Annotated in this window: 27 protein-coding genes; 16 read left to right on the forward strand and 11 right to left on the reverse strand. The window is 69.4% G+C overall.

The genetic code is table 11. The features are described from left to right. A partial coding sequence (locus AC3WXD_RS14465; RefSeq protein WP_492324022.1) for a hypothetical protein occupies window positions 1–197 on the forward strand: 197 nt, incomplete at its 5' end. A 300-nt stretch (window positions 198–497) separates the two neighbouring features. On the opposite strand, the gene AC3WXD_RS14470 is transcribed toward AC3WXD_RS14465, so the two are convergent. Next, complete coding sequence (locus tag AC3WXD_RS14470; protein WP_492324023.1) at window positions 498–887, reverse strand: hypothetical protein; 390 nt, start codon at window positions 885–887, stop codon at window positions 498–500. A 104-nt stretch (window positions 888–991) separates the two neighbouring features. Here AC3WXD_RS14470 and AC3WXD_RS14475 point away from each other — a divergent pair, with 104 nt between their 5' ends. Continuing rightward, on the forward strand, window positions 992–1,285 hold the full coding sequence (locus AC3WXD_RS14475) for a YkvA family protein (protein WP_020207061.1): 294 nt from the start codon (window positions 992–994) through the stop codon (window positions 1,283–1,285). A 9-nt stretch (window positions 1,286–1,294) separates the two neighbouring features. Here AC3WXD_RS14475 and AC3WXD_RS14480 read toward each other — a convergent pair whose 3' ends face one another. The 4 genes from AC3WXD_RS14480 to AC3WXD_RS14495 form a co-directional block, all read right to left on the reverse strand. Beyond that, window positions 1,295–2,269, reverse strand: coding sequence for a quinone oxidoreductase family protein (locus AC3WXD_RS14480; protein WP_492324024.1), 975 nt, complete (start codon window positions 2,267–2,269; stop codon window positions 1,295–1,297). Between the two features lie 41 nt (window positions 2,270–2,310). Beyond that, entirely contained in the window at window positions 2,311–2,712 is a 402-nt protein-coding gene (locus AC3WXD_RS14485) for a methylglyoxal synthase (protein ID WP_020207063.1), read from the reverse strand. Window positions 2,713–2,831: 119 nt separating this feature from the next. Then, entirely contained in the window at window positions 2,832–3,620 is a 789-nt protein-coding gene (locus AC3WXD_RS14490) for an SDR family oxidoreductase (protein WP_059410821.1), read from the reverse strand. A gap of 68 nt (window positions 3,621–3,688) precedes the next feature. After that, a complete protein-coding gene (locus AC3WXD_RS14495; RefSeq protein WP_081651636.1) occupies window positions 3,689–4,645 on the reverse strand; it encodes a DMT family transporter in 957 nt (318 codons plus the stop codon). 248 nt (window positions 4,646–4,893) lie between these two features. Here AC3WXD_RS14495 and AC3WXD_RS14500 point away from each other — a divergent pair, with 248 nt between their 5' ends. From AC3WXD_RS14500 to AC3WXD_RS14510, 3 genes are all read left to right on the forward strand, one after another. Then, complete coding sequence (locus AC3WXD_RS14500) at window positions 4,894–5,931, forward strand: Bug family tripartite tricarboxylate transporter substrate binding protein (RefSeq protein WP_492324025.1); 1,038 nt, start codon at window positions 4,894–4,896, stop codon at window positions 5,929–5,931. 148 nt (window positions 5,932–6,079) lie between these two features. Beyond that, complete coding sequence (gene upp / locus AC3WXD_RS14505) at window positions 6,080–6,730, forward strand: uracil phosphoribosyltransferase (protein ID WP_492324026.1); 651 nt, start codon at window positions 6,080–6,082, stop codon at window positions 6,728–6,730. Between the two features lie 144 nt (window positions 6,731–6,874). Further along, window positions 6,875–7,021: a DUF3149 domain-containing protein gene (locus AC3WXD_RS14510; protein ID WP_492324027.1), complete on the forward strand. Its 147-nt coding sequence runs from the start codon at window positions 6,875–6,877 to the stop codon at window positions 7,019–7,021. 31 nt (window positions 7,022–7,052) lie between these two features. Here AC3WXD_RS14510 and AC3WXD_RS14515 read toward each other — a convergent pair whose 3' ends face one another. Then, the gene (locus tag AC3WXD_RS14515; protein WP_020201035.1) at window positions 7,053–8,588 is read right to left on the reverse strand and encodes a helicase HerA-like C-terminal domain-containing protein; all 1,536 of its coding nucleotides are present in this window, start codon (window positions 8,586–8,588) and stop codon (window positions 7,053–7,055) included. 259 nt (window positions 8,589–8,847) lie between these two features. Here AC3WXD_RS14515 and AC3WXD_RS14520 point away from each other — a divergent pair, with 259 nt between their 5' ends. The 9 genes from AC3WXD_RS14520 (at window position 8,848) to AC3WXD_RS14560 (ending at window position 17,001) form a co-directional block, all read left to right on the forward strand. Further along, window positions 8,848–9,573 carry a YebC/PmpR family DNA-binding transcriptional regulator gene (locus AC3WXD_RS14520; protein WP_020423653.1) on the forward strand — a complete coding sequence of 242 codons (726 nt, stop codon included), beginning with the start codon at window positions 8,848–8,850 and terminating at the stop codon, window positions 9,571–9,573. 100 nt (window positions 9,574–9,673) lie between these two features. Then, the gene (gene purD, locus AC3WXD_RS14525) at window positions 9,674–10,942 is read left to right on the forward strand and encodes a phosphoribosylamine--glycine ligase (RefSeq protein WP_029043191.1); all 1,269 of its coding nucleotides are present in this window, start codon (window positions 9,674–9,676) and stop codon (window positions 10,940–10,942) included. A 292-nt stretch (window positions 10,943–11,234) separates the two neighbouring features. After that, a complete protein-coding gene (hemF, locus tag AC3WXD_RS14530) occupies window positions 11,235–12,146 on the forward strand; it encodes an oxygen-dependent coproporphyrinogen oxidase (protein ID WP_059410818.1) in 912 nt (303 codons plus the stop codon). Window positions 12,147–12,156: 10 nt separating this feature from the next. Then, window positions 12,157–12,903 carry a nicotinate-nucleotide adenylyltransferase gene (locus AC3WXD_RS14535; RefSeq protein WP_059410817.1) on the forward strand — a complete coding sequence of 249 codons (747 nt, stop codon included), beginning with the start codon at window positions 12,157–12,159 and terminating at the stop codon, window positions 12,901–12,903. Between the two features lie 13 nt (window positions 12,904–12,916). Then, entirely contained in the window at window positions 12,917–13,681 is a 765-nt protein-coding gene (gene rsfS / locus AC3WXD_RS14540) for a ribosome silencing factor (protein ID WP_059410816.1), read from the forward strand. Window positions 13,682–13,703: 22 nt separating this feature from the next. Next, entirely contained in the window at window positions 13,704–14,174 is a 471-nt protein-coding gene (gene rlmH / locus AC3WXD_RS14545; RefSeq protein ID WP_020201029.1) for a 23S rRNA (pseudouridine(1915)-N(3))-methyltransferase RlmH, read from the forward strand. Window positions 14,175–14,304: 130 nt separating this feature from the next. Next, window positions 14,305–14,907, forward strand: coding sequence for a Maf family protein (locus tag AC3WXD_RS14550; protein ID WP_492324188.1), 603 nt, complete (start codon window positions 14,305–14,307; stop codon window positions 14,905–14,907). A 123-nt stretch (window positions 14,908–15,030) separates the two neighbouring features. Beyond that, complete coding sequence (rng, locus tag AC3WXD_RS14555) at window positions 15,031–16,497, forward strand: ribonuclease G (RefSeq protein ID WP_029043189.1); 1,467 nt, start codon at window positions 15,031–15,033, stop codon at window positions 16,495–16,497. A 117-nt stretch (window positions 16,498–16,614) separates the two neighbouring features. Then, complete coding sequence (locus AC3WXD_RS14560; RefSeq protein ID WP_020201026.1) at window positions 16,615–17,001, forward strand: RcnB family protein; 387 nt, start codon at window positions 16,615–16,617, stop codon at window positions 16,999–17,001. Between the two features lie 184 nt (window positions 17,002–17,185). Here AC3WXD_RS14560 and AC3WXD_RS14565 read toward each other — a convergent pair whose 3' ends face one another. After that, a complete protein-coding gene (locus AC3WXD_RS14565; protein ID WP_492324189.1) occupies window positions 17,186–18,535 on the reverse strand; it encodes a cytochrome-c peroxidase in 1,350 nt (449 codons plus the stop codon). Window positions 18,536–18,856: 321 nt separating this feature from the next. Between AC3WXD_RS14565 and acpA the strand changes: the two genes are divergently transcribed. Together acpA and AC3WXD_RS14575 are read left to right on the forward strand one after the other, a co-directional pair. Next, on the forward strand, window positions 18,857–20,992 hold the full coding sequence (acpA, locus tag AC3WXD_RS14570; protein WP_492324028.1) for an acid phosphatase: 2,136 nt from the start codon (window positions 18,857–18,859) through the stop codon (window positions 20,990–20,992). A 259-nt stretch (window positions 20,993–21,251) separates the two neighbouring features. Then, complete coding sequence (locus tag AC3WXD_RS14575) at window positions 21,252–21,776, forward strand: hypothetical protein (RefSeq protein ID WP_492324029.1); 525 nt, start codon at window positions 21,252–21,254, stop codon at window positions 21,774–21,776. Between the two features lie 10 nt (window positions 21,777–21,786). On the opposite strand, the gene AC3WXD_RS14580 is transcribed toward AC3WXD_RS14575, so the two are convergent. From AC3WXD_RS14580 to AC3WXD_RS14595, 4 genes are all read right to left on the reverse strand, one after another. Further along, on the reverse strand, window positions 21,787–23,004 hold the full coding sequence (locus AC3WXD_RS14580) for a cation:proton antiporter (protein WP_059410812.1): 1,218 nt from the start codon (window positions 23,002–23,004) through the stop codon (window positions 21,787–21,789). 126 nt (window positions 23,005–23,130) lie between these two features. Beyond that, complete coding sequence (locus AC3WXD_RS14585; protein ID WP_492324030.1) at window positions 23,131–23,721, reverse strand: peroxidase-related enzyme; 591 nt, start codon at window positions 23,719–23,721, stop codon at window positions 23,131–23,133. Between the two features lie 111 nt (window positions 23,722–23,832). After that, complete coding sequence (gene msbA / locus AC3WXD_RS14590; protein ID WP_020423652.1) at window positions 23,833–25,602, reverse strand: lipid A export permease/ATP-binding protein MsbA; 1,770 nt, start codon at window positions 25,600–25,602, stop codon at window positions 23,833–23,835. After that, the gene (locus tag AC3WXD_RS14595) at window positions 25,599–26,831 is read right to left on the reverse strand and encodes an O-antigen ligase family protein (RefSeq protein WP_020201019.1); all 1,233 of its coding nucleotides are present in this window, start codon (window positions 26,829–26,831) and stop codon (window positions 25,599–25,601) included. Before AC3WXD_RS14595 ends, msbA begins: the two co-directional genes overlap by 4 nt. Between the last annotated feature and the right edge of the window lie 7 nt (window positions 26,832–26,838).

A 26,838-nucleotide genomic window follows, 5' to 3' on the forward strand; every position in this document is an offset into this window, starting at 1 on the left:
ACTTTCTTTTCCCCGAAAAGAAAGTAGGCAAAGAAAGCGGGCTGCCTGGCCGGCAGGGGCAGAAACGTTGGGGTTTCCCTTGTTGGTGGTTTCGTGGTGGGGGCGGTGGTTCTGCTGGGATTCTGCCGGTACCGATTTTGGTGGCCACGCTCTCTCGGGTGGTGTTCGATTCGTGGTGGCGCTGCATGATGGCGTAGGCCCAGGCCCTTCAGGTTGCTGCCGCGACCGGGGCGGATGGGCTCGTCATAGAGACGGTGCTAGTTTCGTGGTGGGCGCGGTGGCCACTGTTTGAGCGCAGTGCCGAACAATCTTGGCGCGGTGGCCCCCATTTAATCTCAGTGCCAAACGGTTTTGGCTTGAGAAGTAATCCGGTTCAAAACAATCCCGCCGACACCCGCGCTCCGGTCCACCGCGCCCACCACGAAAACACGAGGGTGCTATGTCGTGGCCGCCAGCACCGGTAACGGTAGATGGCCGAACCAGCAATGCGCTCGCCATCATAGGTCTGACCCCGAAACCACTGCCGCCAGCCAGATCGTGGCCAGCCGAACCGGTAACGGCAGGATGCCAGCAGAACCACAGACCCCACGACGAAACCAGCAACCCAAGCAATCCCAACGTTTCTGCCTCTGCCGGCCAGGCAGCCCGCTTTCTTTGCCTACTTTCTTTTCGGGGAAAAGAAAGTAGGTCGCTCCGGGGGAGCGAAAGACTTTGACTTTGACTTTGACTTTGACTTTGACTTTGACTTTGACTTTGACTTTGACTTTGACTTTGACTTTGAAGTTGACTTTGACTTTGACGTCGAATTTGAATCTGAAGTTGACGTTGAAGCACAAGCACACCAACCCGCAAGCCAAGCCAAAACCACAAATAGCAATCCCCGTCACCGGGGAACTTGAACCCCCGCCAACCACCCCAAGCTACTTGCAAGACAAGACCCGCCCTCCAGCTTTATGGCGAATGAATCTCGCTGAGTAAAGGAGCCCCTCTCATGTGGAAACGATTCTCCGCGCTATGGACCCTGCTGCGGCGCGACGGCCGCCTGCTGTGGTTCGCGCTGCGCCATCCGGACGCGCCGCGCTGGCTGCGCCCGGCCAGCTTCGGGCTGGTGCTCTATGCGATCTCGCCGATCGACCTGATCCCGGATTTCATCCTCGGGCTGGGCATCGTCGACGACGTGGTGCTGATTCCGCTGGCGGTGCACTTCATGCTCAAGGCCCTGCCGCCGCATGTGCTGCGGCAGGCCGAGGCGCGCGCTGGCGCCACCACCGTGCGCGCGCGCTAGCCGCCGCGCTCAGGGCAGCAGGATGGTGGTGCCGGTGGTCTTGCGGCCTTCCAGTTCGCGGTGCGCCTGCGCCACGTCGGCCAGCGCGTAGCGCTGGCGCACCTCGATCTTGACCTTGCCGCTGGTGACCATCTCGAACAGGTCGGCCGCCATCGGCTCCAGCAGTTCGCGGTGGACCACGTAGGTCATCAGCGTGGGCCGCGTGAGGCGCAGCGAGCCCTTGTTGCCGAGCACCGAAAGATCGAAGGGCGGCACCGGGCCCGAGGCGTTGCCGAACACCACCATCGTGCCGCGCGGCGCCAGACAGTCCAGCGAGCCGTTGAAGGTGTCCTTGCCCACCGAGTCGTAGACCGCAGCGACGCCCTTGCCGCCGGTGATCTCCTTGACCCGGTCGACGAACGATTCGCGCGTGTAGACGATGGTGTGGTCGCAGCCGTGCGCGCGCGCCAGCGCCGCCTTCTCGTCGCTGCCGGCGGTGCCGATCACGGTCACGCCGAGCGCCTTGAGCCACTGGCTGGCGATCAGGCCCACGCCGCCCGCGGCCGCGTGCAGCAGCACGGTGTCGCCGGGCTGCGCGCGGTAGCTGTCGCGCACCAGGTATTGCACGGTCAGGCCCTGCAGCATCATCGCCGCGCCCTGCTCGAACGAGATCGCGTCCGGCAGGCGCACCACGATGTCGGCCGGCATCACGCGCACCTGCGCGTAGGCACCCGTGGGACGGCCCGCGTAGGCCACGCGGTCGCCCACGCCGAGGTGCGTCACGCCCTCGCCCACCGCCTCCACCACGCCGGCGCCTTCCATGCCGATGCCGCCGGGCAGCGGCTGCTTGTACAGGCCGGTGCGGAAATACACGTCGATGTAGTTCAGGCCCACGGCCTCGTGCCGCACGCGGATCTGGCCGGGGCCGGGCTCGCCGACCTCGACATCCACCCACTGCATCACTTCCGGTCCGCCGGTCTCGAAAATACGGATGGCCTTGCTCATGTTGTGCTCCTGTCGTTCTTGCAACCGCTACTTGTGAGGGATCAGGCTTGCGTGCCCGGCTCGGGGTAGAGCCGGCGCAGTTCGGCGACCAGCAGTTCGGCGGTCGCCACGTTGGTCGCGCACGGCACGTTGTGCACGTCGCAGGCGCGCACCAGCGCATTGATGTCGGGCTCGTGCGGCTGCGGCGTCATCGGGTCGCGCAGGAAGATCACCACGCCCACGCGGCCTTCGGCCAGTTGCGCGCCGATCTGCAGGTCGCCGCCCCAGGGGCCGGAGAGCATGCGCGTCACCGTGAGGCCGACCTCGTCGGCCAGGCGCCCGCCGGTGGTGCCGGTGGCCAGCAGTTCGCAGCGCGCGAGGAAATCGCGGTGGCGCTGGGCAAAGGCGACGATGTCGTCTTTCTTGTGGTCGTGCGCGATCAGCGCAATGCGGGGGCAAGTCATCTGCGTCATCCGGGCCAGTCAGGGAAAGGCCGGGCCGGCGCGGCCCGGCGGGAAACACCCCGTGCGCGGCAAGGCCACGCGCGGGGTACGGCAAAACGGGGCAAACGGCGAAAAGCGGCCTAGAACGTGCCCGGGAAGGCGCCACCGTCCAGCAGGATGTTCTGGCCGGTCATGTAGGCGGCCTGGCGGCTGCACAGGAAGGCGCAGGTGGCGCCGAACTCGGCCGGCTCGCCGAAGCGGCGGGTCGGGTTCTGCGCGGCGCGGCGCTCGGCCACTTCCTCCACCGTCAGGCCGGCCTTCTTCGCGCCGCCTTCCATCGTCTTGAACAGGCGGTCGGTATGGAACGGCCCCGGCAGCAGGTTGTTGACGGTCACGCCGTGCTGCGCCACTTCGCGCGCCAGCCCGGCGACGAAGCCGGTCAGGCCCGAGCGCGCGCCGTTGGACAGGCCGAGCACGTCGATCGGCGCCTTGACCGCGCCGCTGGTGATGTTGATGATGCGGCCCCACTTGCGCGCGATCATGCCGTCCACGGTGGACTTGATCAGCTCGATCGGGGTCAGCATGTTGGCGTCGATCGCGGCCAGCCACGCATCGCGGTCCCAGTCGCGGAAATTGCCCGGCGGCGGGCCGCCGGCGTTGTTGACGAGGATGTCCAGGTCGCCGAGCCTGGCGACGGCATCCAGCGCCAGCTTGCGTCCTTCCGGGGTGGTGATGTCGGTGGCCACCGCCACCACGCGCCGGCCGTGGCGCGCGCGCAGGTCCGCCGCCGCCTTCTCCAGCGCCTCGGCGCCGCGCGCCACGATCACCACGTCCACGCCTTCGGCGGCCAGCGCGTCCGCGCAGGCGAAACCGAGGCCCTTGCTGGCGCCGCACACCAGCGCATGCTTGCCGCGCAATCCTAGATCCATCTCGTCGACTCCTTGTTGTGTCATCGAGGCGGCTGCCCGCCCCTGTTGTTGGCCATGCCTTGTGTCTTCTAGCCTGCCCGCGCCGGTTCGCGCCGGCGCGCCGACAGCAAATATATCCCGCCCATGACCAGCGCGCTGCCGGCCAGTTGCACGCCGGTGATCGGCTCGCCCAGCAGCCAGAAACCGAGGAACAGCGTCGACACCGGGCCCAGCATGCCGGCCTGCGACGCCATCGGCGCGCCGATGCGCGCCACCGCGATCATCGTCAGCGACACCGGCATCACCGTGCACAGCACCGAGTTCACCAGCGACAGCCACATCACGGGCGCCGGCTGCAGCAGCGCCGCCACGGGGCGCCCCAGCACGACATACTGCACGATGCAGCAGGCGGTGGACACGCACATCGCATACGCCACCAGCCGCAGCGAGCCGATGCGCTGCACCAGCTCGCCGGACAGGATCAGGTAGATGCCGTAGGTCAGCGCGCTGCTCAGCACCAGCGCCGCGCCCAGCCAGACCCCGCTGCCGCTCACGTCCAGATCATGCGCGAAAACCAGCACGATGCCTATATACGCGAGCAGCAGCGACAGCCATTGCCTGGGGCTGATGCTGCGCTTGAACACCACGGCGCTGGTCAGCAGCACGAACGACGGCGTGAGGAACAGGATCAGCCGCTCCAGCCCGGCGGTGATGTACTGCAGGCCGAGGAAATCGAGGAAGCTCGACAGGTAGTAGCCGATGAAGCCGAGGAAGACGATGCGGCCGCGGTCGGCCCAGGACAGCGCCGGCAGCCGGCGCGACTGCCACCAGCCGATCGCCATGAACAGCGGCACGGCGAACAGCATGCGCAGCGTGATGACCATGACCGCATCGACGTCGTAGCGGTACATCAGCTTGGCGACGATGGCCTTGCAGGAAAACAGCACGGCGCCGATGGCGGCCACGGCGAGGCCGCTGCGCTGGGAGGGTGGCTGGGAAGCGGGCTGCGCGGGAGCCGCGATGCGGGAAAGTGGGGATGCGGGCACGGGGGCGGACTGGATGGGACACGCCGCGCGCCGCCGGAGGCGGCTCGGGCAGGACGCGAGCCATTGTATGCGAAAAGAGGCAAAGGCTGCGGACGCCGCCCGCGCCGGGCCGCGGCGGGCGGCAGCGGCCGCGGCGGCACGGGCGCGGGCCCGGCCGAGGCGGCGCTGGCAGCCTTCGCCAAACTGCCGTAAGCTCGCCGGTCGGCACGCCCGCCCGCGTGCCGCATAAGAAAAACCAAGGAGCACACATGACGGCAGCATCCCTCTTTCCCTCCCTTTCGCCCACCGCCGCGCGCGGGCCGGCGGCCGGCCGGCGCCTGCTGGGCGCGGCCGCCATCGCCGCCGCGCTGGCCGGAAGCTGGCTGCCAGGCGTGGCCGGCGCGGCCGGCGACTACCCGTCCAGGCCGATCCGCTTCGTCGTGCCCTACGCTGCCGGCGGCACCACCGACCTGGTGGCGCGCACGGTCGGCCAGCGCATCGGCGAGAAGCTGGGCCAGCCGGTGGTGGTGGAAAACCGCCCGGGCGCCGGCGGCAACATCGGCATGGAGGCGGTGGCCAAGGCCGCGCCGGACGGCTACACCATCGGCTTCGGCGCGATCTCCACCAACGCGCTCAATCCGCACATCTACAAGCACGTGCCGTTCGACCCGCGCAAGGACTTCACCGCGGTGAGCCTGCTGGGCACCTCCACCATCGTGCTGGAAGTCAGCAACGACCTGCCGGTGAAGACGGTGGCCGAGCTGGTCGGTTATGCCAAGGCGCATCCCGGCCTGACCTACGCCACGGCGGGCGCCGGCACCTCGATGCACCTGGCCGGCGCGATGTTCTCGCAGATGACGCAGACCGGCCTGGTCCACGTGCCGTACAAGGGCAGCAGCCCGGCCATCAACGACATGCTGGGCGGCCACGTGCAGGTGATGTTCGACAACCTGCCGGCCTCGCTGCCGCACATCCAGGCCGGCAAGCTGCGCGCGCTGGCGGTGGCGGGCAAGACCCGCTCGCCGTCGCTGCCCAACGTGCCGACGCTGGCCGAGGCCGGCCTGGCCGGCTACGCCGTGGAGCCGTGGTTCGGCGTGTACGGCCCGGCCGGCATGCCGGCGCCGGTGGTGCAGGCGCTCAACGCCGCGCTGGTCGAGGCGCTCGGCAATGCCGAGGTGAAGGACAAGCTGGTGCAGGCCGGCTTCAACCCGAAGGGCTCGAGCGCGGCGGAGCTGCAGTCGCTGACGCTGTCCGAGTACGAGAAGTTCGGCAAGGTGGCCAGGAGCGCCAGCATCTCGCTGGACTGACGCGGGCAGGCCGGCCCGCCACGGTGGCGGTGGGCGGCCCGGCATCCATTACAATCCGGCTGCACCGGGCCTCGCGCCCCTTCCCGTGTCCAGCGCACCCGCGCACACCCGCGCGTACCTTCCGCGCCTTTTCTGCCGCCGATCCGCCATGAAGCAAGACCCCCGCTTTCCCAACCTGTACATCCTCGATCACCCGCTGATCCAGCACAAGCTCTCCCATATGCGCGACAAGGACACCTCCACGCGCACGTTCCGCGAACTGCTGCGCGAGATCACGCTGCTGATGGGCTACGAGATCACGCGCAGCCTGCCGCTCACCACGCGCCGCATCGAGACGCCGCTGGTCGAGCTGGACGCGCCCGTGATCGCCGGCAAGAAGCTGACCATCGTGCCGGTGCTGCGCGCCGGCGTGGGCATGAGCGACGGCCTGGTCGAGCTGATTCCGTCGGCGCGCATCGGCCACATCGGCGTGTACCGCGACGACCAGCACCGCCCGGTGGAATACCTGGTGCGCCTGCCCGACGTGGAAGACCGCAGCTTCATCCTGTGCGACCCGATGGTGGCGACCGGCTATTCGGCCGCGCACGCGGTCGACGTGCTCAAGCGCCGCGGCGTGAAGGACGAGGCCATCACCTTCGTCGCGCTGGTGGCGGCGCCCGAAGGCGTGGAAGTGTTCCAGAAGGCGCACCCGAACGTGAGGCTGTTCGTGGCCTCGCTGGACAGCCATCTCGATTCGCACGCCTACATCGTGCCGGGCCTCGGCGACGCCGGCGACCGCCTGTTCGGCACCAAGAACTGAGCGCGGGAAGGGTGCGGGATGGGCGCGGGCGGGCGGCACAGTCTGCACCCGGATTGATCCGCCTCAACGCCCGCGGCCGGGGGTCTGCCTAGACTGGGCAGCGGCACGTCGACCGACGTGCCGCGCCAGACCAGGGAGACTCAGATGGAAGCCTTCAATATCCTGTTCACCACCGATACCGGGCTGATGAGCCTGGCCGTGATCGCCTTCATCATCGGCATGGGGTGGTTTTTCACGCGCCTGTTCCTGCGCAAGATGCGCGAGGATGCCGAGGCCGCGCGCAAGCGCTGAGCCGGCGCGCCGCCCCGGCGCGGGCGGCGGCCTATTTCTTCTTGCCCCCTCCCAGCAGGCTGCCCAGCACGCCGCGGATCAGTTCGCGGCCGACCTGCGAGCCGACCGTGCGCGCGGCCGACTTGGCCATCGACTCCAGGATGGAGTCGCCGCGCCCGCTCTTGCCGGTGCCCTTGGTCAGGCCGCCGAAGATCTCGCCGGCCTGGTCGAGCCAGCCGCCGCCCTGCGCCGGCGCGTCCTGGCCCCCGGCGGGCGTGCCGGCGGGCGCGCCATTGCCGGCCGTTCCCGTTCCCGCCGCGCGGCCCTTGAGCTTCTCGTAGGCCGATTCGCGGTCGATGGCCTGCTCGTAGGTGCCGGCCACCAGCGACGCGGCCAGCAGTTGCTTGCGCTCGTCGTCGCTGACCGGGCCGATGCGGCTGCCCGGCGCCATCACCCAGGCGCGCTGGGTGACGCCGGGGATGCCCTTGGCGTCGAGCAGCGACACCAGCGCCTCGCCCACGCCGAGCTCGCCGATCACCTTTTCCAGGTCCAGCGCCGGGTTGGCGCGCATGGTGGTGGCCGCCACCTTGACCGCCTTCTGGTCGCGCGGCGTGAACGCGCGCAGCGCGTGCTGCACGCGGTTGCCGAGCTGGCCTAGCACGGTGTCGGGAATGTCCACCGGGTTCTGCGTGACGAAGTACACGCCCACGCCCTTGGAGCGGATCAGGCGCACCACCTGCTCGATCTTGTCGAGCAGCGCCTTGGGCGCGTCGTTGAACAGCAGGTGCGCCTCATCGAAGAAGAACACCAGCTTGGGCTTGTCGAGGTCGCCGGCCTCGGGCAGCTTCTCGAACAGCTCGGACAGCAGCCACAGCAGGAAGGTGGCGTAGAGCTTGGGCGAGCTGAGCAGCTTGTCGGCGGCCAGGATGTTGACCACGCCCTGCCCGTTCTCGGTCTGGATGAAGTCGTCCAGGTTGAGCATGGGCTCGCCGAAGAAGACGTCCGCGCCCTGCGACTCCAGCGCCATCAGGCCGCGCTGGATGGCGCCGACCGAGGCCGTGGAGATGTTGCCGTACTCGGTGGTGAACTGGCCGGCGTTGTCGCCCACGTACTGCAGCATGGCGCGCAGGTCCTTGGCGTCGAGCAGCAGCAGGCCGTTGGCGTCGGCGATGCGGAACACCAGGTTGAGCACGCCCTGCTGGGTGTCGTTGAGCTCCAGCAGGCGCGACAGCAGCAGCGGGCCCATGTGCGAGACCGTGGCGCGCACCGGATGGCCCTTCTGCCCGAACACGTCCCACAGCGTGGTGGGGCAGCCGCCCCACACCGGCTCGGGCAGGCCCAGGTCGTGCAGGCGCGCCTTGAGCTTGTCGGACAGCGCGCCCGGCTGGGAGATGCCGGTCAGGTCACCTTTGACGTCGGCCAGGAATACCGGCACGCCCAGCCGCGAGAATCCCTGCGCCAGGCTTTGCAGCGTCACGGTCTTGCCGGTGCCGGTGGCGCCGGTGATCAGCCCGTGCCGGTTGCCCATCTCGGGCAGCAGGGCGAGTTCGAGTTCTGCGTTCTTGGCAATGAGGATGGGATCGGCCATGATTTCTCTGGTTGGCAGGCGGCGCCCGGGGCGCCGCCGCTTGTCGTTCCCCGCGCGCCGGCGGCTCCCGCCATCGGGGGCCGGCGGCGGCAGGGCCGCGTGATAAAATGCTGGGCTGATTATAGCCAGCCCCCAGGCCGGCTCACAGGCATACGACACCTTCCGCCGGCGCCGCCGGGCCAGCTTGGCCCGCCCGGCGCGGGCGGCGCGCGCCGGCCAAGGCGCGCGCATCAATACGCATTCCGCTTCGGAGAGAATCATGGCCGGTCACTCAAAATGGGCCAATATCAAACACAAGAAGGCCGCCGCTGACGCCAAGCGCGGCAAGGTCTGGACCCGCCTGATCAAGGAAATCACGGTGGCCGCCAAGCTCGGCGGCGGCGACCCCGATTCCAACCCGCGCCTGCGCCTGTCGATGGACAAGGCGATGGACGCGAACATGCCCAAGGACAACATGCAGCGCGCCATCCAGCGCGGCGTGGGCGGCCTGGAAGGCGTGAACTACGAAGAAATCCGCTACGAGGGCTACGGCCTGGCGGGCGCGGCCATCATCGTCGACTGCCTGACCGACAACCGCACCCGCACCGTGGCCGAAGTGCGCCATGCGTTTTCCAAGCACGGCGGCAACATGGGCACGGAAGGCTCGGTGGCCTTCATGTTCACCCACTGCGGCCAGTTCCTGTTCGCCCCCGGCACGCCCGAGGACAAGCTGATGGAAGCCGCGCTGGAAGCCGGCGCCGACGACGTGGTCACCAACGACGACGGCTCGATCGAGGTGCTGTGCCCGCCCAACGATTTCGGCACGGTCAAGGCCGCGCTGGAAGCCGCGGGCTTCAAGGCCGAGCTGGCGGACGTCACCATGAAGCCGCAGAACGAAGTCAGCTTCACCGGCGACGACGCCGCCAAGATGCAGAAGCTGCTCGACGTCCTGGAAAACCTGGACGATGTGCAGGAAGTGTTCACCAACGCGGTGATCGAGGAATAAGCGGGCGTCCGGCAGGAGGCCCGTCCCACGGCGGCAGCGCGGTTCCTGGCGGACCCTCGCTGCCGCTTTTTCGCATGCGAATTTTTTCTGGCAGTGGATCATGAAAGTATTGGTTGTCGGCTCGGGTGGTCGTGAACACGCGCTGGCCTGGAAACTGGCCCAGTCGCCCAAGGTACAGGTGGTGTACGTGGCGCCGGGCAACGGCGGCACCGCGCTCGACAAGCGTCTGCAGAACGTGCCGCTGACCGATCCGGAAGTGCTGGCGGCGTTCGCCGAGCGCGAGGGCGTGAGCTTCACCGTGGTCGGCCCCGAGGCGCCGCTGGCGGCCGGCATCGTCGACATCTTCCGCGCCAAGGGCCTGCGCATCTTCGGGCCGACCCAGGCCGCCGCGCAGCTGGAGTCGTCCAAGGACTTCGCCAAGGCCTTCATGCAGCGCCACGGCATCCCCACCGCCGCCTACCAGACCTTCAACGACGCCGCCGCCGCGCATGCCTACATCGACGCGCAGGGCGCGCCGATCGTCGTCAAGGCCGACGGCCTGGCCGCCGGCAAGGGCGTGGTGGTCGCCACCACGCTGGAAGAAGCGCACGCCGCGGTCGACATGATGCTGGCCGACAACCGCCTCGGCGACGCCGGCGCGCGCGTGGTCATCGAGCAGTTCCTGGCCGGCGAGGAAGCCAGCTTCATCGTGCTGGTGGACGGCAAGAACGTGCTGGCGCTGGCCACCAGCCAGGACCACAAGCGCCTGCTCGACCACGACGCCGGCCCCAACACCGGCGGCATGGGCGCGTACTCGCCGGCCCCGGTGGTCACGCCCGCGCTGCACGCGCGCGCGCTGCGCGAGATCATCCTGCCGACCGTGCGCGGCATGGAGAAGGACGGCATCGTCTACACCGGCTTCCTCTACGCCGGCCTGATGATCGGCGCCGACGGCAGCCTCAAGACGCTGGAATTCAACTGCCGCATGGGCGACCCGGAAACCCAGCCGATCCTGGCGCGCCTGAAGACCGACCTGGTCGACGTGATGGAGCACGCGGTCTCCGGCCGCCTCGACGAGATCGAGCTGGACTGGGACCGCCGCACCGCGCTGGGCGTGGTGATGGCCGCGCACGGCTACCCCGACGCGCCGCGCAAGGGCGACGTCATCACCGGCATCCCGCCCGAGGCCGAGGACAGCATGACCTTCCACGCCGGCACCGCGCTCAAGGACGGCGTGCTGCAGGTCACCGGCGGGCGCGTGCTGTGCGTGGTCGGGCTGGCCGACACGGTCAAGGCGGCGCAGCGCGCGGCCTACGCGGCGGTCGGGCAGATCCATTTCGACGGCATGCAATATCGTACCGACATCGGCTACCGCGCCCTGAAGCGTTAAAGGCGGATAAATCTACTGCGCGGCGCATGGCGGGCCCTGTGGTGCTCGCCGTACCGATGTACGGCTGCGCTCCTCGGACCCGCCATGCGCCGCTCGCTACGATTTCTCCGCCTTTAACGGGACGTCCGGACCGGCGTTTCAGCGTTTCGGCATGCCTCGCGCCAAACATCCGCAAAGCCCCTATTCCGGGCATTCCCGGCGCCAGCCAGTACAATCATGACACCGCCATGACGGCCGGACAGGCGAACCGCCTGCCCGGCCGTCGCCGCACCGGCCCATCCGCCCGCACACCATGATCGATTCCCAGGCAGTCCGTGCCTATCTGCTCGGTCTGCAAGACCGTATCACCGACGCTGTCGCCGCCATCGACGGCCAGCCGTTCGCCACCGATGCCTGGGAGAAGCCGCCCACCGAGCGCCTGCGCGGCAGCGGGCGCACCCGCATCCTGGAAGGCGGCGCTGTGATGGAGCGCGCCGGCGTGGGCTTTTCGCACGTGCGCGGCGACGCGCTGCCGCCGTCGGCCACCGCCAGCCGGCCGGAGCTGGCCGGGCGCGGCTTCGAGGCGCTGGGCGTGTCGCTGGTGTTCCATCCGCGCAACCCCTACGTGCCGACCGTGCACATGAATGTGCGCTGCCTGCTGGCGGTCAAGGACGGCGCCGAGCCGGTGTGGTGGTTCGGCGGCGGCATGGACCTGACGCCGTACTACGGCGACGCCGGCGACTGCGCGCACTTCCACCGCGCCTGCCGCGACGCGCTGGCGCCCTACGGCGCGGATCTCCATCCGCGCTTCAAGCAGTGGTGCGACGAGTATTTCTTCCTCAAGCACCGCGGCGAGCCGCGCGGCATCGGCGGCATCTTCTTCGACGACTTCTCCGCGCTCGGCTTCGAGCGCAGCTTCGCCATGACGCGATCGGTCGGCGACGCCTTCCTCGATGCCTACCTGCCGATCCTGCGCGCGCGCAAGGACCAGCCCTACGGCGCGCGCGAGCGCGACTTCCAGGCCTACCGGCGCGGACGCTACGTGGAGTTCAACCTCGTGTTCGACCGCGGCACGCATTTCGGCCTGCAGTCGGGCGGGCGCAGCGAATCCATCCTGATGTCGATGCCGCCGCAGGCCACCTGGCGCTACGACTGGCAGCCGGAGCCGGGCAGCGCCGAAGCGGCGCTGTACACCGACTTCCTGCCCGTGCGCGACTGGGCCTGACGGCGAGCGTATGGAACACGACAAGACCCGACCAGGCAGCACCGGCGATGGCCAGCGCCCCTACCGCCTCGGCATCCTCGGCGGCACCTTCGACCCGCCGCACAGCGGCCACGTCGCGCTCGCGCGGCTCTGCATCGAGCGGCTCGAACTGGACGAGCTGGTGTGGATCCCGACCGGCCAGTCCTGGCAGAAAGGCGACGACGTCACGCCCGCCGCCGACCGCCTCGCCATGACCGAGCTGGCCGCGGCGGCGCTGGCCGACACGCGCGCGCGCGTGCACGCCAGCCGCATGGAAGTGGACCGCGCCGGCCCCAGCTACACCGTCGACACCGTGCACGAACTGCGCCAGCGCTACGGCCCGCACGCCTCGCTGGCGTGGCTGATGGGCGCCGACCAGTTGCTGCGCCTGCATACCTGGCACGGCTGGCAGGCGCTGTTCGCGGACGTGCATCTGTGCGTGGCCACGCGGCCCGGTTTCGACCTCTCCGAACTCGACGGTCCGGTGCGCCAGGAGCTCGCCGCGCGCCGCGCGCCCACCCACCTGATACAATCCACGCCCTCCGGCCACATGTGGATCGACCAGACGCTCGCCGTCGACCTCTCCTCCACCGCCCTTCGCCAACGCCTGGCCGCCGGACAGCCGGCAGATGACCAACTGCCGCCCGGCGTGGCACACTACATCGCGAGCCGCGGCCTTTACCGGCCTGCCCCGTCGGATCTGCCCGGCGCGGCCCGCCCACAAACCGATCTCAGCTGAACAAGAACGCACCATGGATATTCGCAAACTGCAACGCGCCATCGTCGACGGCCTCGAAGATGTCAAGGCGCAGGACATCAAGGTGTACGACACCACCCACCTGACCGAGCTGTTCGACCGGGTGGTGATCGCCAGCGGGACCTCGAACCGCCAGACCAAGGCGCTGGCCGCCTCGGTGCGCGATACCGTCAAGGGCGCGGGCGGCCACATCGTCGCGGTGGAAGGGCTGGAAACGGGCGAATGGGTGCTGGTCGACTGCGGCGACGCCGTGGTCCACATCATGCAGCCGCAGTTGCGCATGTACTACAACCTCGAGGAAATCTGGGGCGATAAGCCGGTGCGCCTGAAGCTGGCCGCCGCCAAGAAGGGCCTGGCCAAGGCCAGCGAGCCGGTCGACGAGGACGAGGATGAAGACGCGCCGGTGGTCCGCACCGTGCGCCGCGCCAGCAACCTGCGCCCCGCGCTGGCACGCCTGCCCGAAGGCATGAAAGAGCCCTCGCCGCCGCTCGGCCACGAGGACACCGACGCCGACGCCATCGCCGTCAACCGCGCGCCGGCCGTCAAGAAACGCCTGACCAGCAGCCTGGGCTCGGCTCCCGCGCGCAGCGCGCCGGCCAAGTCCGCCGCGCCGCGCAAGAGCGCCGCCGGCACCGGCGCGGCGCGCAAGACCGCGGCGAAGACGCCGGTCAAGACCGCCACCAAGACCGCGGCCAAGGCGCCGGCCAGGACCGCCGCCGCCAAGGCGCCGGCGCGCAAGCGCGCCACCCGCCCGGCCTGAGCCGGCGCGGCGCCATCCCGCCATGCAGTTGCTGATCGTGGCCGTCGGCCACAAGATGCCCGGCTGGATCGAGACCGGCTTCGCCGAGTACGCCAAGCGCATGCCGCCCGAACTGCGCATCGAGCTGCGCGAGATCAAGCCCGAGGCGCGCTCCTCCAGCAATAACGCCGCCACCGTGATGCAGCGCGAGGCGGCCCGCATCGAGGCGGCGCTGCCGCGGCAATGCCGCATCGTGGCGCTGGACGAGCGCGGCCGCGACCTCACCACGGTGCAGCTCGCCGGCCAGTTGACCGACTGGCAGCGCGAGGGCGGCGACGTGGCCTTCCTGATCGGCGGCGCCGACGGCCTCGACCCGGCCCTCAAGGCACGCGCGCAGACCCTGCTGCGGCTGTCCAGCCTGACCCTGCCGCACGGCATGGTGCGCGTGCTGCTGGCCGAGCAGCTGTACCGCGCGTGGTCGGTCACGCAGAACCATCCGTATCACCGCGCCTGACCTGCGCGCCGGTCCCGCGCACCGCCCCCCCGGCCGCATCTGCGGCGATGCAGCACAAGGGTACAATGCGGCCCAAGCGGCGCATGGCGCCTGCCGGATCTTCTCCCACCAGGACTACCCGACCGCCGTGATCCATCCCTTTCTCTACCTTGCCTCCCAGAGCCCGCGCCGGCGCGAGCTGCTGACCCAGCTCGGCGTGGCCTACGAACTGCTGCTGGCCGGCGACGATGAAGACGCCGAAGCGCTCGAAGCGGTGCTGCCCGGCGAAAGCCCCGACGACTACGTGCAGCGCGTGTGCGCGCTCAAGGCCGAGGCCGCGCTGCGCCGCCGCGAGCGGCGCGCCCTGCCCGACGCGCCCATCCTGACCTCCGACACCACGGTCTGCCTGGACGGCGAGATCCTCGGCAAGCCGGACGGCGACGCCGGCGCCGCGCGCATGCTGGCGGCGCTGTCGGGCCGGACCCACCGCGTGCTGACCGCGGTGACGGTGGCCTCCACGCTCGGCCTGCGCCATGCGCTGTCGGTCTCCGACGTCACCTTCCGCGCCATGACCGAGGCCGAGATCGCCGCCTACGTGGCCAGCGGCGAGCCGGCCGGCAAGGCCGGCGCGTACGGCATCCAGGGCCGCGCGGCGGAGTTCGTGGCGCGAATCGCCGGCAGCTATTCGGGTATCATGGGCTTGCCCTTGTTCGAGACGGCTGCCCTGCTCAGACAAGCCCGACTACGGTTCTGAGAACCCGCCACCGACCTTTTCGTCAACCCACGGCATGCACGGCCGTGGCATCGCCCCCTGAGCGCGTGGCGGCATAGTGCGGACAACCATCTGGCCGGCGCGCCGGCACGAGTTTCACCCACCATGACTGAAGACATCCTAGTCAACATCACACCGCAGGAAACGCGCGTGGCCATCGTGCAGCAGGCCGCCGTGCAGGAGCTCCATGTCGAGCGCACGCTTTCGCGCGGGCTGGTCGGCAACATCTACCTGGGCAAGGTCGTGCGCGTGCTGCCGGGCATGCAGTCCGCCTTCATCGACATCGGCCTGGAGCGCGCGGCCTTCCTCCACGTCGCCGACATCTGGCACCCGCGCGACCCCGAGAAGAACGGCAACGCCGCGCCGCTGGCGATCGAGAAAACGCTGTACGAAGGCCAGGCGCTGATGGTGCAGGTGATCAAGGACCCGATCGGCACCAAGGGCGCGCGCCTGTCGACCCAGGTCAGCATCGCCGGGCGCACGCTGGTCTACCTGCCGCAGGACCCGCACATCGGCATCTCCCAGCGCATCGAAGGCGAGGTCGACCGCGAAGCGCTGCGCGCGCGCGTGCAGGGCCTGGTGCCGGCCGACGAGCGCGGCGGCTTCATCGTGCGCACCATCGCCGAGGAATCGAGCGACGAGGAGCTCGGCAACGACATCGCCTACCTGCGCAAGATCTGGGCCTCGATCCGCCAGAACGCCACCAGCCTGCCCGCGCCCAGCCTGCTCTACCAGGACCTGAACCTAGCCCAGCGCGTGCTGCGCGACTTCGTCAGCGACGCCACCAACGTGATCCAGGTGGACTCGCGCGAGAACTACCAGAAGCTGGTCGAGTTCGCCCAGGAATACACGCCCGCGGTGCTGCCGCGCCTGTCGCACTACACCGGCGAGCGCCCCGTCTTCGACCTGTTCAACATCGACGCCGAGATCGAGAAGGCGCTGTCGCGCCGCGTCGACCTCAAGTCCGGCGGCTACCTGATGATCGACCAGACGGAGGCCATGACCACCATCGACGTCAACACCGGGGGCTACGTCGGCGCGCGCAACTTCGACGACACCATCTTCAAGACCAACCTGGAGGCGGCGCACACCATCGCGCGCCAGTTGCGGCTGCGCAACCTGGGCGGCATCATCATCATCGATTTCATCGACATGGAGAACGCCGAGCACCGCGACGCCGTGCTGTCCGAGCTCAAGCGCGCGCTCGCGCGCGACCGCACCCGCATCACCGTCAACAGCTTCTCCCAGCTCGGGCTGGTCGAGATGACCCGCAAGCGCACGCGCGAATCGCTCGCGCACGTGCTGTGCGAGCAGTGCCCGGTGTGCCAGGGCAAGGGCCAGGTCAAGACGCCGCGCACGGTGTGCTACGACATCCTGCGCGAGATCATGCGCGAGTCGCGCCAGTTCAACCCGCGCGAATTCCGCATCCTCGGCTCGCAGCACGTGATCGACCTGTTTCTCGAGGAAGAAAGCCAGCACCTCGCCATGCTCGGCGACTTCATCGGCAAGCCGATCTCGCTGCAGGTGGAATCGACGTTCCACCAGGAGCAGTACGACATCATCCTGATGTGAGCCCGGCGTGCGGCGCCTGCCTCCCGGAATGGAAGAATTGGTAACAGTTGTGCCGGGCGATCCACGCTAGACTGATCCGCAAGCCCTTCCTGAACAGGGCTCTTCGGAGAAGAAACGATGAAAAAGACCAAGGTGGTCGCCAGCATGCTGCTGGCCGCTTTCGCGATGACTTCGGTCGCCGGGTTCGCCCAGGGCCATGACGACCGCAGGGGCCCGCCGCCGGGCCGGTACGATCACGATCACGGCCACGGGCCCGCGCATGGCCGCGGCCCGGACCGCGGTCCCGACCGTGGCCCCGAGGGGTATCGCCCGCCGCCGGGCGGCTGGCACAAGGGCGAGCGGATTCCGATGGAATACCGCGACCGCCAGTACGTGGTCGACAACTGGCGCGAGCATCGCCTGTCCGCGCCGCCGCGCGGCTACCAGTGGGTCGGCGTGGGCGGCGACTACTTCCTGATCGGCGTGGCCACCGGCGTGGTGCTCCAGACCCTCATCGGCCACTGAGCGCCGCATCGCCACGGGTCGGCGGGCGGGGCCTGCGCCGGGACGAGGCGCCGCCAGCCGACCAGCCGCCGGACCGCGCCATGCGGCCGGCGGGCATCAACCTCGATTGCCATGCGCGGCCCGGCCGCGGCCGCGTCATGCGCAGCCCTTGCGCCGCCTCGGTGCGCAGCCCAGATAGCCTGCCTCAACGCGCCGCCGCCACCTTGGCCGGCGCCGGCACCGCGTAACCATCCGTCAGCGTCTTCAGGAACGCGATCACGTCGCGGATCTCGGCGTCGCTCATCGCCGGCTTGCCGCCGGCCTTGCCGCCGAACGGCGCTTCCATGTTGACGTTGTCGTGGTACTGCGCGGGCAGGTCGTCGAACTTGTCGACGCCGCCGCCGGGCTTGCGCGGATACCAGCGACCCGGGTTGGTGTCGCGCTCCGCGTAGAAGTGCAGCACCGCTTCCAGCGAATGGAACATGCCGTTGTGGAAGAACGTGCGGCGCAGCGCCACGTTGCGCAGCGACGGCGTGCGGAACAGCCCGCAGTATTCGCCGCGCTCCTTGAGGTCGGTACGGTCGGGGCCGCACAGGCCCATGTCGAAAAAGGCCGGGTCCGCGTTGCTCGCGAGCTTGCGGTTGCGCGGCACGCCCAGCGCGATGAAGCCGAAGTCCGTGAACGCCGGGAACGCGCCTTCGCGGATGCTGCCCGGGTGGCAGGCGGCGCAATTGCCCTTGTCCGGATCGTTAAACACGCGCAGCCCGCGCGTTTCCTGCGGGGTCAGCGTCGCCTGGCCGCGCAGCACGGCGTCGTACTTGCTGGTGTACGGATAGAACTCGGCCGGCGTTTCCTGGAAGACCTCGAGCGCCATCACGATGGCCTGGTAGGCGGTGCCTTCGTCGTCGAGGATGTCCTTGCCGAACACCTGGCGGAAGGTGTCCGCATGCGGGCCCGAGCGGATGCGCGCGACCACCGCGCCTGGCGTGCCGTTGGCCATCTCGTGCGCGGACAGCAGCGGCGCGCCGGCCTGCTCGTGCGTCGACGCGGCGCGGCCGTCCCAGTCGTGGCCGCCGGTCGGCCCCTGGTCGACCGAGTCGTCGCCGTCGTTCTCGTGGAAGTGCTCGGCGAACGGCGGCACGTTCTGCACATAGCGCAGCGACGGCGCGGCGCGCGTGCCCGGGTGCCGCATGTCGGTGCCGCCCAGTTGCACGGACAGGTCGTTGGGCGGCCCGTAGGCATGCGTGGGGCTGTGGCAGCTCGCGCAGGCCTGCTGGCCCGATGCCGACAGCGCCGGATCGAAGAACAGCGCCCTGCCGAGCGCGCCCAGCGCCGGAATCGACGGATGGCGCTCGGCCATCATCGCGTAGAACGCCTTGGGTGCGGCCTTGGAAGCCGGGGCCGGCGCGCTGGCCGCCACCGGCATGCTGGCCGCGCTGGCCGCCACCGCCGGCGGCGCGTCCTGCCCGCCGCACGCGCCCAGCAAGGCCACCGCCAGCACCAGCGCCCCGCCACCCGCAGCACGCCTCCACGCCTGCGGTGAAGGCAACGAGATATTCAACGGCAAGGGCGGCGGCAGCATGGAGGCGAAGCGCGAAATCGTGAAAGTCGTGAGGGGGGCGGCGCAGGCGCGAGGCGTCGGCATTCGCGCCCGGAAGGCTTGCCACACTAGCGCACGCGGATGACAGCCGCGTGTCAGTCACCAGACCGACTTGTGCGGCGCTGACCGCCGCCGGCACGCGAAGTTCCCCGCTGTGCAGCACCATCATCAATTTGACACGGACGCGCGCCACACTCCCGCCTCATGGAAAACACCGGCCTTTTTTGCCTCGGCAGCCATTTCTTGTCCCCTCAAACGCATAGAAGAGGAAAACCCATGCGTCGCGCATTTCGACTCTTTCCGCTGGCAGCACTAGCCGCTGCCGCCATGACCGCCTGCGGCGGCAGCGACTCCGTCAGCCCGACGCCGGCCACGCCGGCCGCCACCACCTCCGGCGTAGTGACCGGCAGCTACTTCGAGCACGCCAAGGTCTGCATCGACGCCAACAACAACGCCAAGTGCGACAGCGGCGAAGCCAGCACCTTCACCGACGCGCAAGGCGCCTACACGCTCACCGGCAGCGGCGCCGTGGTGGCCGAGATCGGCACCGACGCCTTCCGCAACGACGGCAGCGCGCACAACGCAGTGACCCGCCCGCTGGTCTTCCGCGCACCGGCGGCGGCCAACGGCGTGCTCAGCGCCATCTCGACCGAGCTGGCCGCGCTGATGGACGGCAACGGCGGCGACCTCAACGCGGCCAAGACGCAACTGGCCACCCGCCTCGGCGTGGCCGCGGACAAGCTGCTGGAAGACCACAACAAGGAAACCGACAGCAAGATCAAGACCACGCTGCAGGCCGAGATCGACCAGACCATCGACCTGATCGCCGACGCCGTGGCCGCTGGTGGCGACATCGGCAAGGCCATCGGCGACGGCGTGGCCAAGCGCCTGGCGCTGAACAACATCCAGACCGTGGTGGTGATCTACGCGGAAAACCGTGGCTTCGACACCCTGTACGGCCTGTTCCCGGGCGCCAACGGCATCCCCGGCGCGAACCCGACGTCGGACGGCAAGATCGAGCCGCAGAAGGACTTCGACAACAGCGCGCTGTCCTCGCTGCCGCCGACCTGGGGCGGCTTCACCGCCACCGGCCAGACCGTCACGATCCCGCAAGCCAACACGGTCGGCTGGGCCAACAAGCCGTTCCGCATCGACGACCCGGCCGGCGTGCAGAACACCAGCACGGTGGTGGACCAGACCGTCATCACGCGCGACCTGGTGCACCGCTTCTACAACAACCAGATGCAGATCAACGGCGGCAAGAACGACAAGTTCGCGGCCTACTCCGACGCCGGCGGCCTGTCGATGGGCTACTACGACGGCAGCAAGATGGCCCTGTGGAAGGTCGCCCAGAACTACACGCTGGCCGACAACTTCTACATGGGTGCGTTCGGCGGCTCGTTCCTGAACCACCAGTACCTGGTCTGCGCCTGCGCGCCGCAATACCCGAACGCGGACACCTCGCCGGCCAGCGGCTCGATCTCCGCCATCGACACCGATGCCAACGGCAATTTCGTGCGCCTCACGCCGGCCGCCGCGGCGCCGGCCAGCGTCCTGACCGGTGCTGCCACCTACAAGAACGACAGCACGCTGACGCCGAAGGACAAGACGGGCATGTACTACGCCGTCAACACCATGCAGCCGGCCTACCAGCCGAGCGGCAACGCGCCGGCGGCCAGCGGCAACGCGGCCTATGCCGACCCGAGCAAGGCCACCACGCTGCCGCCGCAGACGCAGGCCACCATCGGCGACCTGCTCGACGCGCGCGGCGTCAACTGGGCCTGGTATGCAGGCGCCTGGTCCAAGGTGACGGCCGACCGCACGCTGATCAACAACGGCCAGGCCGTGCCCAACTTCCAGACGCACCACCAGCCGTTCAACTTCTACGCCAAGCTGGACCCGGTCGCCAACGCCAGCTACCGCGGCGCGCACCTGAAGGACTTCGACTCGCAGTTCCTGCAGGACGCCGCCGCCGGCAAGCTGCCCGCCGTCACGTTCTACAAGCCGCAGGGCAACCTGAACCAGCACGCCGGCTACGCCAACGTGGCCGACGGCGATGCCCACATCGCCAGCGTGATCAGCCAGCTCCAGCAAAGCCCGCAGTGGAAGAACATGCTGATCGTCGTGACCTACGACGAAAACGGCGGCTTCTTCGACCACGCCGCGGTGCCGAAGGGCGACGTGTGGGGCCCGGGCACGCGCATCCCGGCGATCATCGTGTCGCCGTTCGCCAAGAAGGGCTTCGTCGACCATACCCAGTACGACACCGCCTCCATCCTGCGCTTCATCACGCACCGCTACGCCCTGCCGACGCTGCCGGGCCTGAAACAGCGCGACGATGCGCTGCTGGCCAACAAGGGCAAGGCGATGGGCGACCTGAGCAACGCGCTCGACTTCTCCGCGGCCAAGTAAGCCCACGCCCGGCACCGCGTCGCCAGATGCGGCGCCGGGCGCGCGCAGGCCCGCAAACGAGAAACCCCGCGCCGGCAACGGCGCGGGGTTTTTGCTTTTCGTTGCGCGGCGCGGCAACGCCGGCGGCGGCCTCCGATGCCTGCCGCACGCAGGCGCCGTGCTTTCCCCTCGCCTTCCTTTGCGCATCCGCTATAACTACAGGTAGAGGTGGGCGCGGCCAGCCCGACGGCCGCGCGGGCACCGGGCGCAAGGAGTAGCCATGAAGAACACGCGCTTGCCTGCGTGGGTGCCGGTCGCCGCGCTGTCGGTTGCCGCGCTGACGGCCTGTACCGTGACCTTGCCGCCGCCCTCCCCGCCCGCCGCGCGCGCGCCCGAGCCGCGCCCCTCGGCCGCCGGCGCCGCGCGCGAGCGCGCCACGCCGATACCGCCGCGCGACATCGACCTCGCCGGCAGCTGCCAGCGCACCGAAGACGATGGTTTCCGCGAGGACGCGCACATGCGCGTGGCGAGCAACGACGTGCGCAGCCTCACCTGGACCCTGTGGGTCGGCCGGCGCGGCTCCTGCCATTTCGACCTGGCCGAGTTCCGCCAGACCCGCAAGACCCCGCACATCGAACTGCGCGCGCTCGACGACAGCGGCTGCACGCTGATGGTGTGGCAGGACCCGCGCCGCGTGACGCTGGCCCATGCCCACTGCGAGAAGCATTGCACGCCGGGGATCTACGAGCAGGCGTGGCCGGTCCTGTTCGACCCGCGCAGCGGCGCGTGCGCGGAGGTGCGCTAGCGCGCCCGGCTCAGGCGGCGCCGCGCAGCCCGGAAGCGGCGCGCGTCAGCGGCTTGGCCAGCACCGTGGTGGCCAGCGCCATCAGCAGCAGCCCCGAGAACGCCGTCTGGCCGATCAGCCCGGCCTCGAACAGGATGCCCAGCACCACCACTTCCATCAGCCCCTTGGTCTGCACCAGCGCGCCCAGCATCCACGCCTCGCGCCGCGGCAGGCCGGCCAGGCGCGCGGGCAGCGCGGTGCCGGCCACCTTGCCGGCAACCGCCACCAGCGTGCTGAGCGCGAACACGAGCAGCGTGTCGTACCCGCCGATGGCGATGTCGGTGCGCAGCCCGGTCATCAGGAAGAAGAACGGCATCAGCACCACCACCGTGGTCGGCTCGAGCTGGCGCCGCAGGTCGGCCGCCGCCTCGCGCGGCAGCGCCACGCCGGCCAGGAAGCCGCCCAGGATGTAGTGCAGCCCGATCGATTCGGAGACCAGCGCGGAGCCGAAGATCAGCACCGCGACCAGCGCCAGCCGCGCGTCGTTGCCCTGCATGCGCGGCAGCAGGCGCGCCAGCGCCGGGCGCACCAGCCACAGCATGGCGCCGACGTAGAGCGCGCCGCACAGCGCCAGGCGCAGGAAGTCGCCGGCCGACGAGCGGCCCGCGCTGGCGAGGATGACCGAGAGCACCAGCCAGATCGCCGCGTCGCTGAACGCGGAGCAGCCCAGCGCGAGCTGGCCGGGCACCGAGTCGGACAGCTTCATCTCGCGCAGGATGGCGCCCAGCACCGGCAGCGCGGTCACTGCCATCGACACGCCCACGGCAAAGGCGAACTGCCAGGCCGAGGCCGCCGGCCCGACCACCGCCGGCGCCGCATGCGCCAGCCACGCGCCGGCCGCGGTGCCGAGCGCGAACGGCGCCAGCACGCAGCCCAGCGCCGCCGCCGTGGCGATGCGCCGCATGCCCGGCTGCCCGGCGCCGCCGATGTGCAGGCCCGAGAGGAAAGCGAACAGCACCACCGCCAGCCATTGCAGGCCCGACAGCGCCGACAGCTGCGCGGCGCCGAACAGCGCCTGCCAGCCCCGCGGCCACAAGGTGCCCAGCAGCGACGGCCCGAGCAGGATGCCGCCCACGATCTGCATGGCGACCAGCGGCACGATGCTGCCGATGCGCAGTCCGCGCCACAGGACGAAGGGCGTGCCCACCACCAGGCAGGCCTGGGCGAAGAAGAGCGAGACAGGATTCAAGATGGAAGGCGCCGTGCCGGTCGGGCAGGACGAACAGAAGTTGGTGGATCGAGGCAGCGGGAGCCGGGGACCGCGCCACGCGCGGCCCCGGCAGCGGGCGAATCAGCGAATCAGCGAACGAGCGCGCTATTTTGCCTTGGGCACGCGCCCCATCAGGTAGAACTCGTCGTTCGGGCGCATGCCGATAGTGTTGGCCATGCGGTTGGACAGGCCGAAGAACGCCGTGATGGCGGCGATGTCCCAGGCATCCTCGTCGCTGAAGCCATGCGCGCGCAGCGCGGCGAAATCGGCTTCGTCGACCTCGTGCGAGGCCTGGCAGACCTTGAGCGCGAAATCGAGCATGGCGCGCTGGCGCGGCGTGATGTCGGCCTTGCGGTAGTTGACCGCGACCTGGTCGGCCAGCGCCGGCTGCTTCTCGTAGATGCGCAGGATGGCGCCGTGCGCCACCACGCAGTACAGGCACTGGTTGGCGCCCGAGGTCGCCACCACGATCATCTCGCGCTCGCCCTTGGTCAGGCCGCCCTCCTTGAGCATGAGCGCGTCGTGGTAGGCGAAGAACGCGCGGAACTCGTCGGGCCGGTGCGCCAGCGTGAGGAACACGTTGGGAACGAAGCCGGCCTTGTCCTGGACCTCCAGGATGCGCGCGCGGATGTCGTCGGGCAGATTGGCGAGCGCGGGCACGGGATAGCGGCTGATCGGGGAAACGGGCTGGCTCATGTCATCCTCTCGGCTGTGGTTTGCCTGCCATTCTAGCCAAGTCGGCCGGCGGCACCGGCAAACCCCGGCGGGAGGATGTGGCGCCGCCTGCCCGCGGCGCCGGCGCCGCGCTCAGTGCGTGGCGAACTGGATCTTGTGCAGCCCGGCGTAGAGCCCCTCGGCCGACAGCAGCTCCTCATGGCTGCCGTGCTCGGCCACGCGCCCGTGGTCCAGCACCACGATGCGGTCGGCGTTCTCGATGGTGGACAGGCGGTGCGCGATCACCAGCGTGGTGCGGCCGACCATCAGCGCCTCCAGCGCGGCCTGGACCTGGCGCTCCGACTCCGAATCCAGCGCCGAGGTGGCCTCGTCGAGGATCAGGATCGGCGCGTCCTTGTAGATCGCGCGCGCGATCGCCAGCCGCTGGCGCTGGCCGCCCGACAGCTTCATGCCGTTGTCGCCGATATTGGTCTCGAGGCCCTGCGGCAGGCCCTTGACCATGTCGGTCAGGTAGGCCGCCGCCAGCGCGCGCTCGACGCGCGCGATGTCGATGTCCTGCGCGTCGTGCACGCCGTAGGCAACGTTGGCCGCCACGGTGCCGTTGAACAGCACCACGTCCTGGCTGACGAAGGCGATCTGGGTGCGCAGGTCCTTGAGCGTGAACACGTCGATCGGCTGGCCGTCGAGCAGGATGCGGCCCTCGGTCGGGTCGAAGAAGCGCGGCACCAGGTTGACCAGCGTGGTCTTGCCGCTGCCCGACGGCCCCACCAGCGCCACCACCTCGCCCGCGCTGGCGTGGAAGCTGACCTTGTCCAGCGCCGGCCGGCCGGCGTCGCCGTAGCGGAAGCTCACCTTGTCGAACACCAGGTCGCCGCGCGCGCGCGCCAGCGGCAGGCCGCCCTCCTGGCGCTCGACCGGCTCGTCGATCAGGCCGAAGATCATCTCGGCCGCGGTCAGGCCGCGTTGCAGCGGCTGGTTGAGGTCGGTCAGGTGCTTGAGCGGCGAGATCAGCAGCAGCATCGCCATCACGAAGCCGGTGAAGCTGCCCACCGTGGTCTGGTTGGACTGCGACTGGATCATGGCGATGGTCAGGATCACCGACAGCGCCAGCGAGGCCAGGAAGGCCGTGACCGGCTGGTTCAGCCCGCCCGCCACCGCCATGCGCATCGAATAGCCGCGCAGGCGCTCGGCCATCGCGGCGAAGCGCCGGGTCTCGTACTGTTCGCCGCCGTGCAGCTTGACCACCTTGTAGCCGCCCACCGCTTCCTCGACCACGTAGGCCGCGCTGTTGGTCAGCGCCTGGTGGTCGCGGTTCAGGCGGCGCAGGCGCCGGTTGACCTTGGACATCACGAAGCCGATCACCGGCAGGATCACCGCCACCACCAGCGTCAGCCGCCAGTTGGTGTAGAACAGGTAGACCAGCAGCGCCAGCACCGTCAGCGAATCGCGCACCAGCGTGATCAGCACGCCGGTCAGGATCTGCATGACCTGGTTGACCTCGAAGATCACCGCGTTGATGAGCGACGCCGCGGTATTGCGGTGGAAGAACAGCGCCGGCGCGTGCAGCATGCGCTCGAACATCTGCATGCGCATCTTCAGCAGCACGCGGTTGGAGATCAGGCTCAGCAGGTAGCCGGAGGCGAACTGCGCCACGCCGCGGATCAGCGCCACGCCGGTCAGCAGCGCCGGCACGTGCCAGAGCTTGCCGACGTAGGCGCCGCCGAACCCCTTGTCGAGCAGGTCGTTGACGACCTTGGGGATCAGGCCTTCCGCGCCCGCCACCACCGCCATCGCGATGATGGCGACGACGAAGACGCGCATCTCCGGGCGCAGGTAGGCCCAGACGCGCTTCAGGGTATCGGCCTCGCGGCCGTGGGGGGCGTGTTGTTCTCGAACGTTCACAGGTTCTCCACCCCGCCGGCGCGGGGATGTCTTGCTTGTAGGGCAGCCAGGCCGAGCAGCAGCCCGACGATGCTGGCATAAAAAACGATATTGGCCTGGTGTGCCATCGTCACCTGGGTCAACCCGCAGATCAGGCTGGCCAGCACCACGCCGAGGCCGCCGGCGCTCAGGCAGACGCCGATGCGGTTGTCCGAGCGGCAGCAAGCGCGCAGCAGCTGCCAGAACAAGACGCCGGGCACCAGAAACAGGCCCAGCAGCGCCAGCAGGCCCGGCATGCCGGTGGTGGCGGCGGCCTCGAGCACGTCGTTGTGGGCATGCTGGAGGATGCAGACATCGGACTCGCTGTGTTGCTGGCAAAAGGCCGAGGCGCGGGGAATCCGCGCGAACTGGCCAATGCCGACACCCAGCCACGGATGCAGGCGAATCGAGTCCAGTGCCAGTTGCCAGGTCTTCAGGCGCGCGCCGACCGACGTTTCCGTGTTGCCCTCCTGGAACTGCTCCAACTGGCCGCGCACCAAATCGACCCGCTGGGCCACGGGGCTATCCGGCACCAGATAGAGTCCGGCGGCAAGCGCGACGATGAGCGACACCGCACCGATGAACTTGCCGGGCCTCATGCTGGGGTAGCGCACGAACAGCAACGGCAGCATCGTGACCGCCAGCGCCAGCCAGGCGCCGCGCGTGCCGTTGACGATCAGCACCGCTGCCGCCAGCGCCAGGTTGGCCCACGCGATCAGGTGCGCCTTGCGGCTTTTGCCCGGATGCACGAAGCCGATCAGCCCCAGCGCGGCAACCATGTTGCCGAAAGCGATGGCCTGCGTCCACGCGGAAGGCCGCGGATCGTTGAGAATCCAGCGCTGGAACAACACCGCCACGAGACTGAGCGCCAGCGCCACGGTGATCCCGCCCCAGATGCGCTGCGGATCGGGCGCGGTCCTCAGCACGACCAGGCAGGTAAGCAACAGCAGCAGGATCCGGGACGGATTGTCCATCACGTTCCACGGCACGCCGAAATAGAGCTTCGACGTCATGAACACGACCACGGCGGCTAGAATAGCGAGCCCGAGCGGACAGAGCGTGGCACGGTAGCGCACCCACGTGTCGCCCATGCCCCGGTGGGCCAGCAGCGCCAGCGCCAGGATGCCGGCGAGAAAGATGCCGGCGCCCTTGGGCACGCAAAGCAGCAGGATCGGGAATGCCAGGACCAGCGCGTTGGCGATGGAAGTCACTTTCCCT

This window comes from Cupriavidus sp. FW216-B1 (genome assembly GCF_058789195.1).

Coding starts and splice junctions, on each gene's coding strand:
- AC3WXD_RS14575 (WP_492324029.1), top strand. CDS start 21,252: ATGAAGAACACGCGCTTGCCTGCGTGGGTGCCGGTCGCCGCGCTGTCG.
- AC3WXD_RS14500 (WP_492324025.1), top strand. CDS start 4,894: ATGACGGCAGCATCCCTCTTTCCCTCCCTTTCGCCCACCGCCGCGCGC.
- AC3WXD_RS14585 (WP_492324030.1), bottom strand. CDS start 23,721: ATGAGCCAGCCCGTTTCCCCGATCAGCCGCTATCCCGTGCCCGCGCTC.
- AC3WXD_RS14490 (WP_059410821.1), bottom strand. CDS start 3,620: ATGGATCTAGGATTGCGCGGCAAGCATGCGCTGGTGTGCGGCGCCAGC.
- upp (WP_492324026.1), top strand. CDS start 6,080: ATGAAGCAAGACCCCCGCTTTCCCAACCTGTACATCCTCGATCACCCG.
- rsfS (WP_059410816.1), top strand. CDS start 12,917: ATGGATATTCGCAAACTGCAACGCGCCATCGTCGACGGCCTCGAAGAT.
- AC3WXD_RS14480 (WP_492324024.1), bottom strand. CDS start 2,269: ATGAGCAAGGCCATCCGTATTTTCGAGACCGGCGGACCGGAAGTGATG.
- AC3WXD_RS14515 (WP_020201035.1), bottom strand. CDS start 8,588: ATGGCCGATCCCATCCTCATTGCCAAGAACGCAGAACTCGAACTCGCC.
- AC3WXD_RS14475 (WP_020207061.1), top strand. CDS start 992: ATGTGGAAACGATTCTCCGCGCTATGGACCCTGCTGCGGCGCGACGGC.
- AC3WXD_RS14485 (WP_020207063.1), bottom strand. CDS start 2,712: ATGACTTGCCCCCGCATTGCGCTGATCGCGCACGACCACAAGAAAGAC.
- AC3WXD_RS14510 (WP_492324027.1), top strand. CDS start 6,875: ATGGAAGCCTTCAATATCCTGTTCACCACCGATACCGGGCTGATGAGC.
- rng (WP_029043189.1), top strand. CDS start 15,031: ATGACTGAAGACATCCTAGTCAACATCACACCGCAGGAAACGCGCGTG.
- AC3WXD_RS14535 (WP_059410817.1), top strand. CDS start 12,157: ATGGAACACGACAAGACCCGACCAGGCAGCACCGGCGATGGCCAGCGC.
- rlmH (WP_020201029.1), top strand. CDS start 13,704: ATGCAGTTGCTGATCGTGGCCGTCGGCCACAAGATGCCCGGCTGGATC.
- hemF (WP_059410818.1), top strand. CDS start 11,235: ATGATCGATTCCCAGGCAGTCCGTGCCTATCTGCTCGGTCTGCAAGAC.
- AC3WXD_RS14560 (WP_020201026.1), top strand. CDS start 16,615: ATGAAAAAGACCAAGGTGGTCGCCAGCATGCTGCTGGCCGCTTTCGCG.
- purD (WP_029043191.1), top strand. CDS start 9,674: ATGAAAGTATTGGTTGTCGGCTCGGGTGGTCGTGAACACGCGCTGGCC.
- AC3WXD_RS14520 (WP_020423653.1), top strand. CDS start 8,848: ATGGCCGGTCACTCAAAATGGGCCAATATCAAACACAAGAAGGCCGCC.
- acpA (WP_492324028.1), top strand. CDS start 18,857: ATGCGTCGCGCATTTCGACTCTTTCCGCTGGCAGCACTAGCCGCTGCC.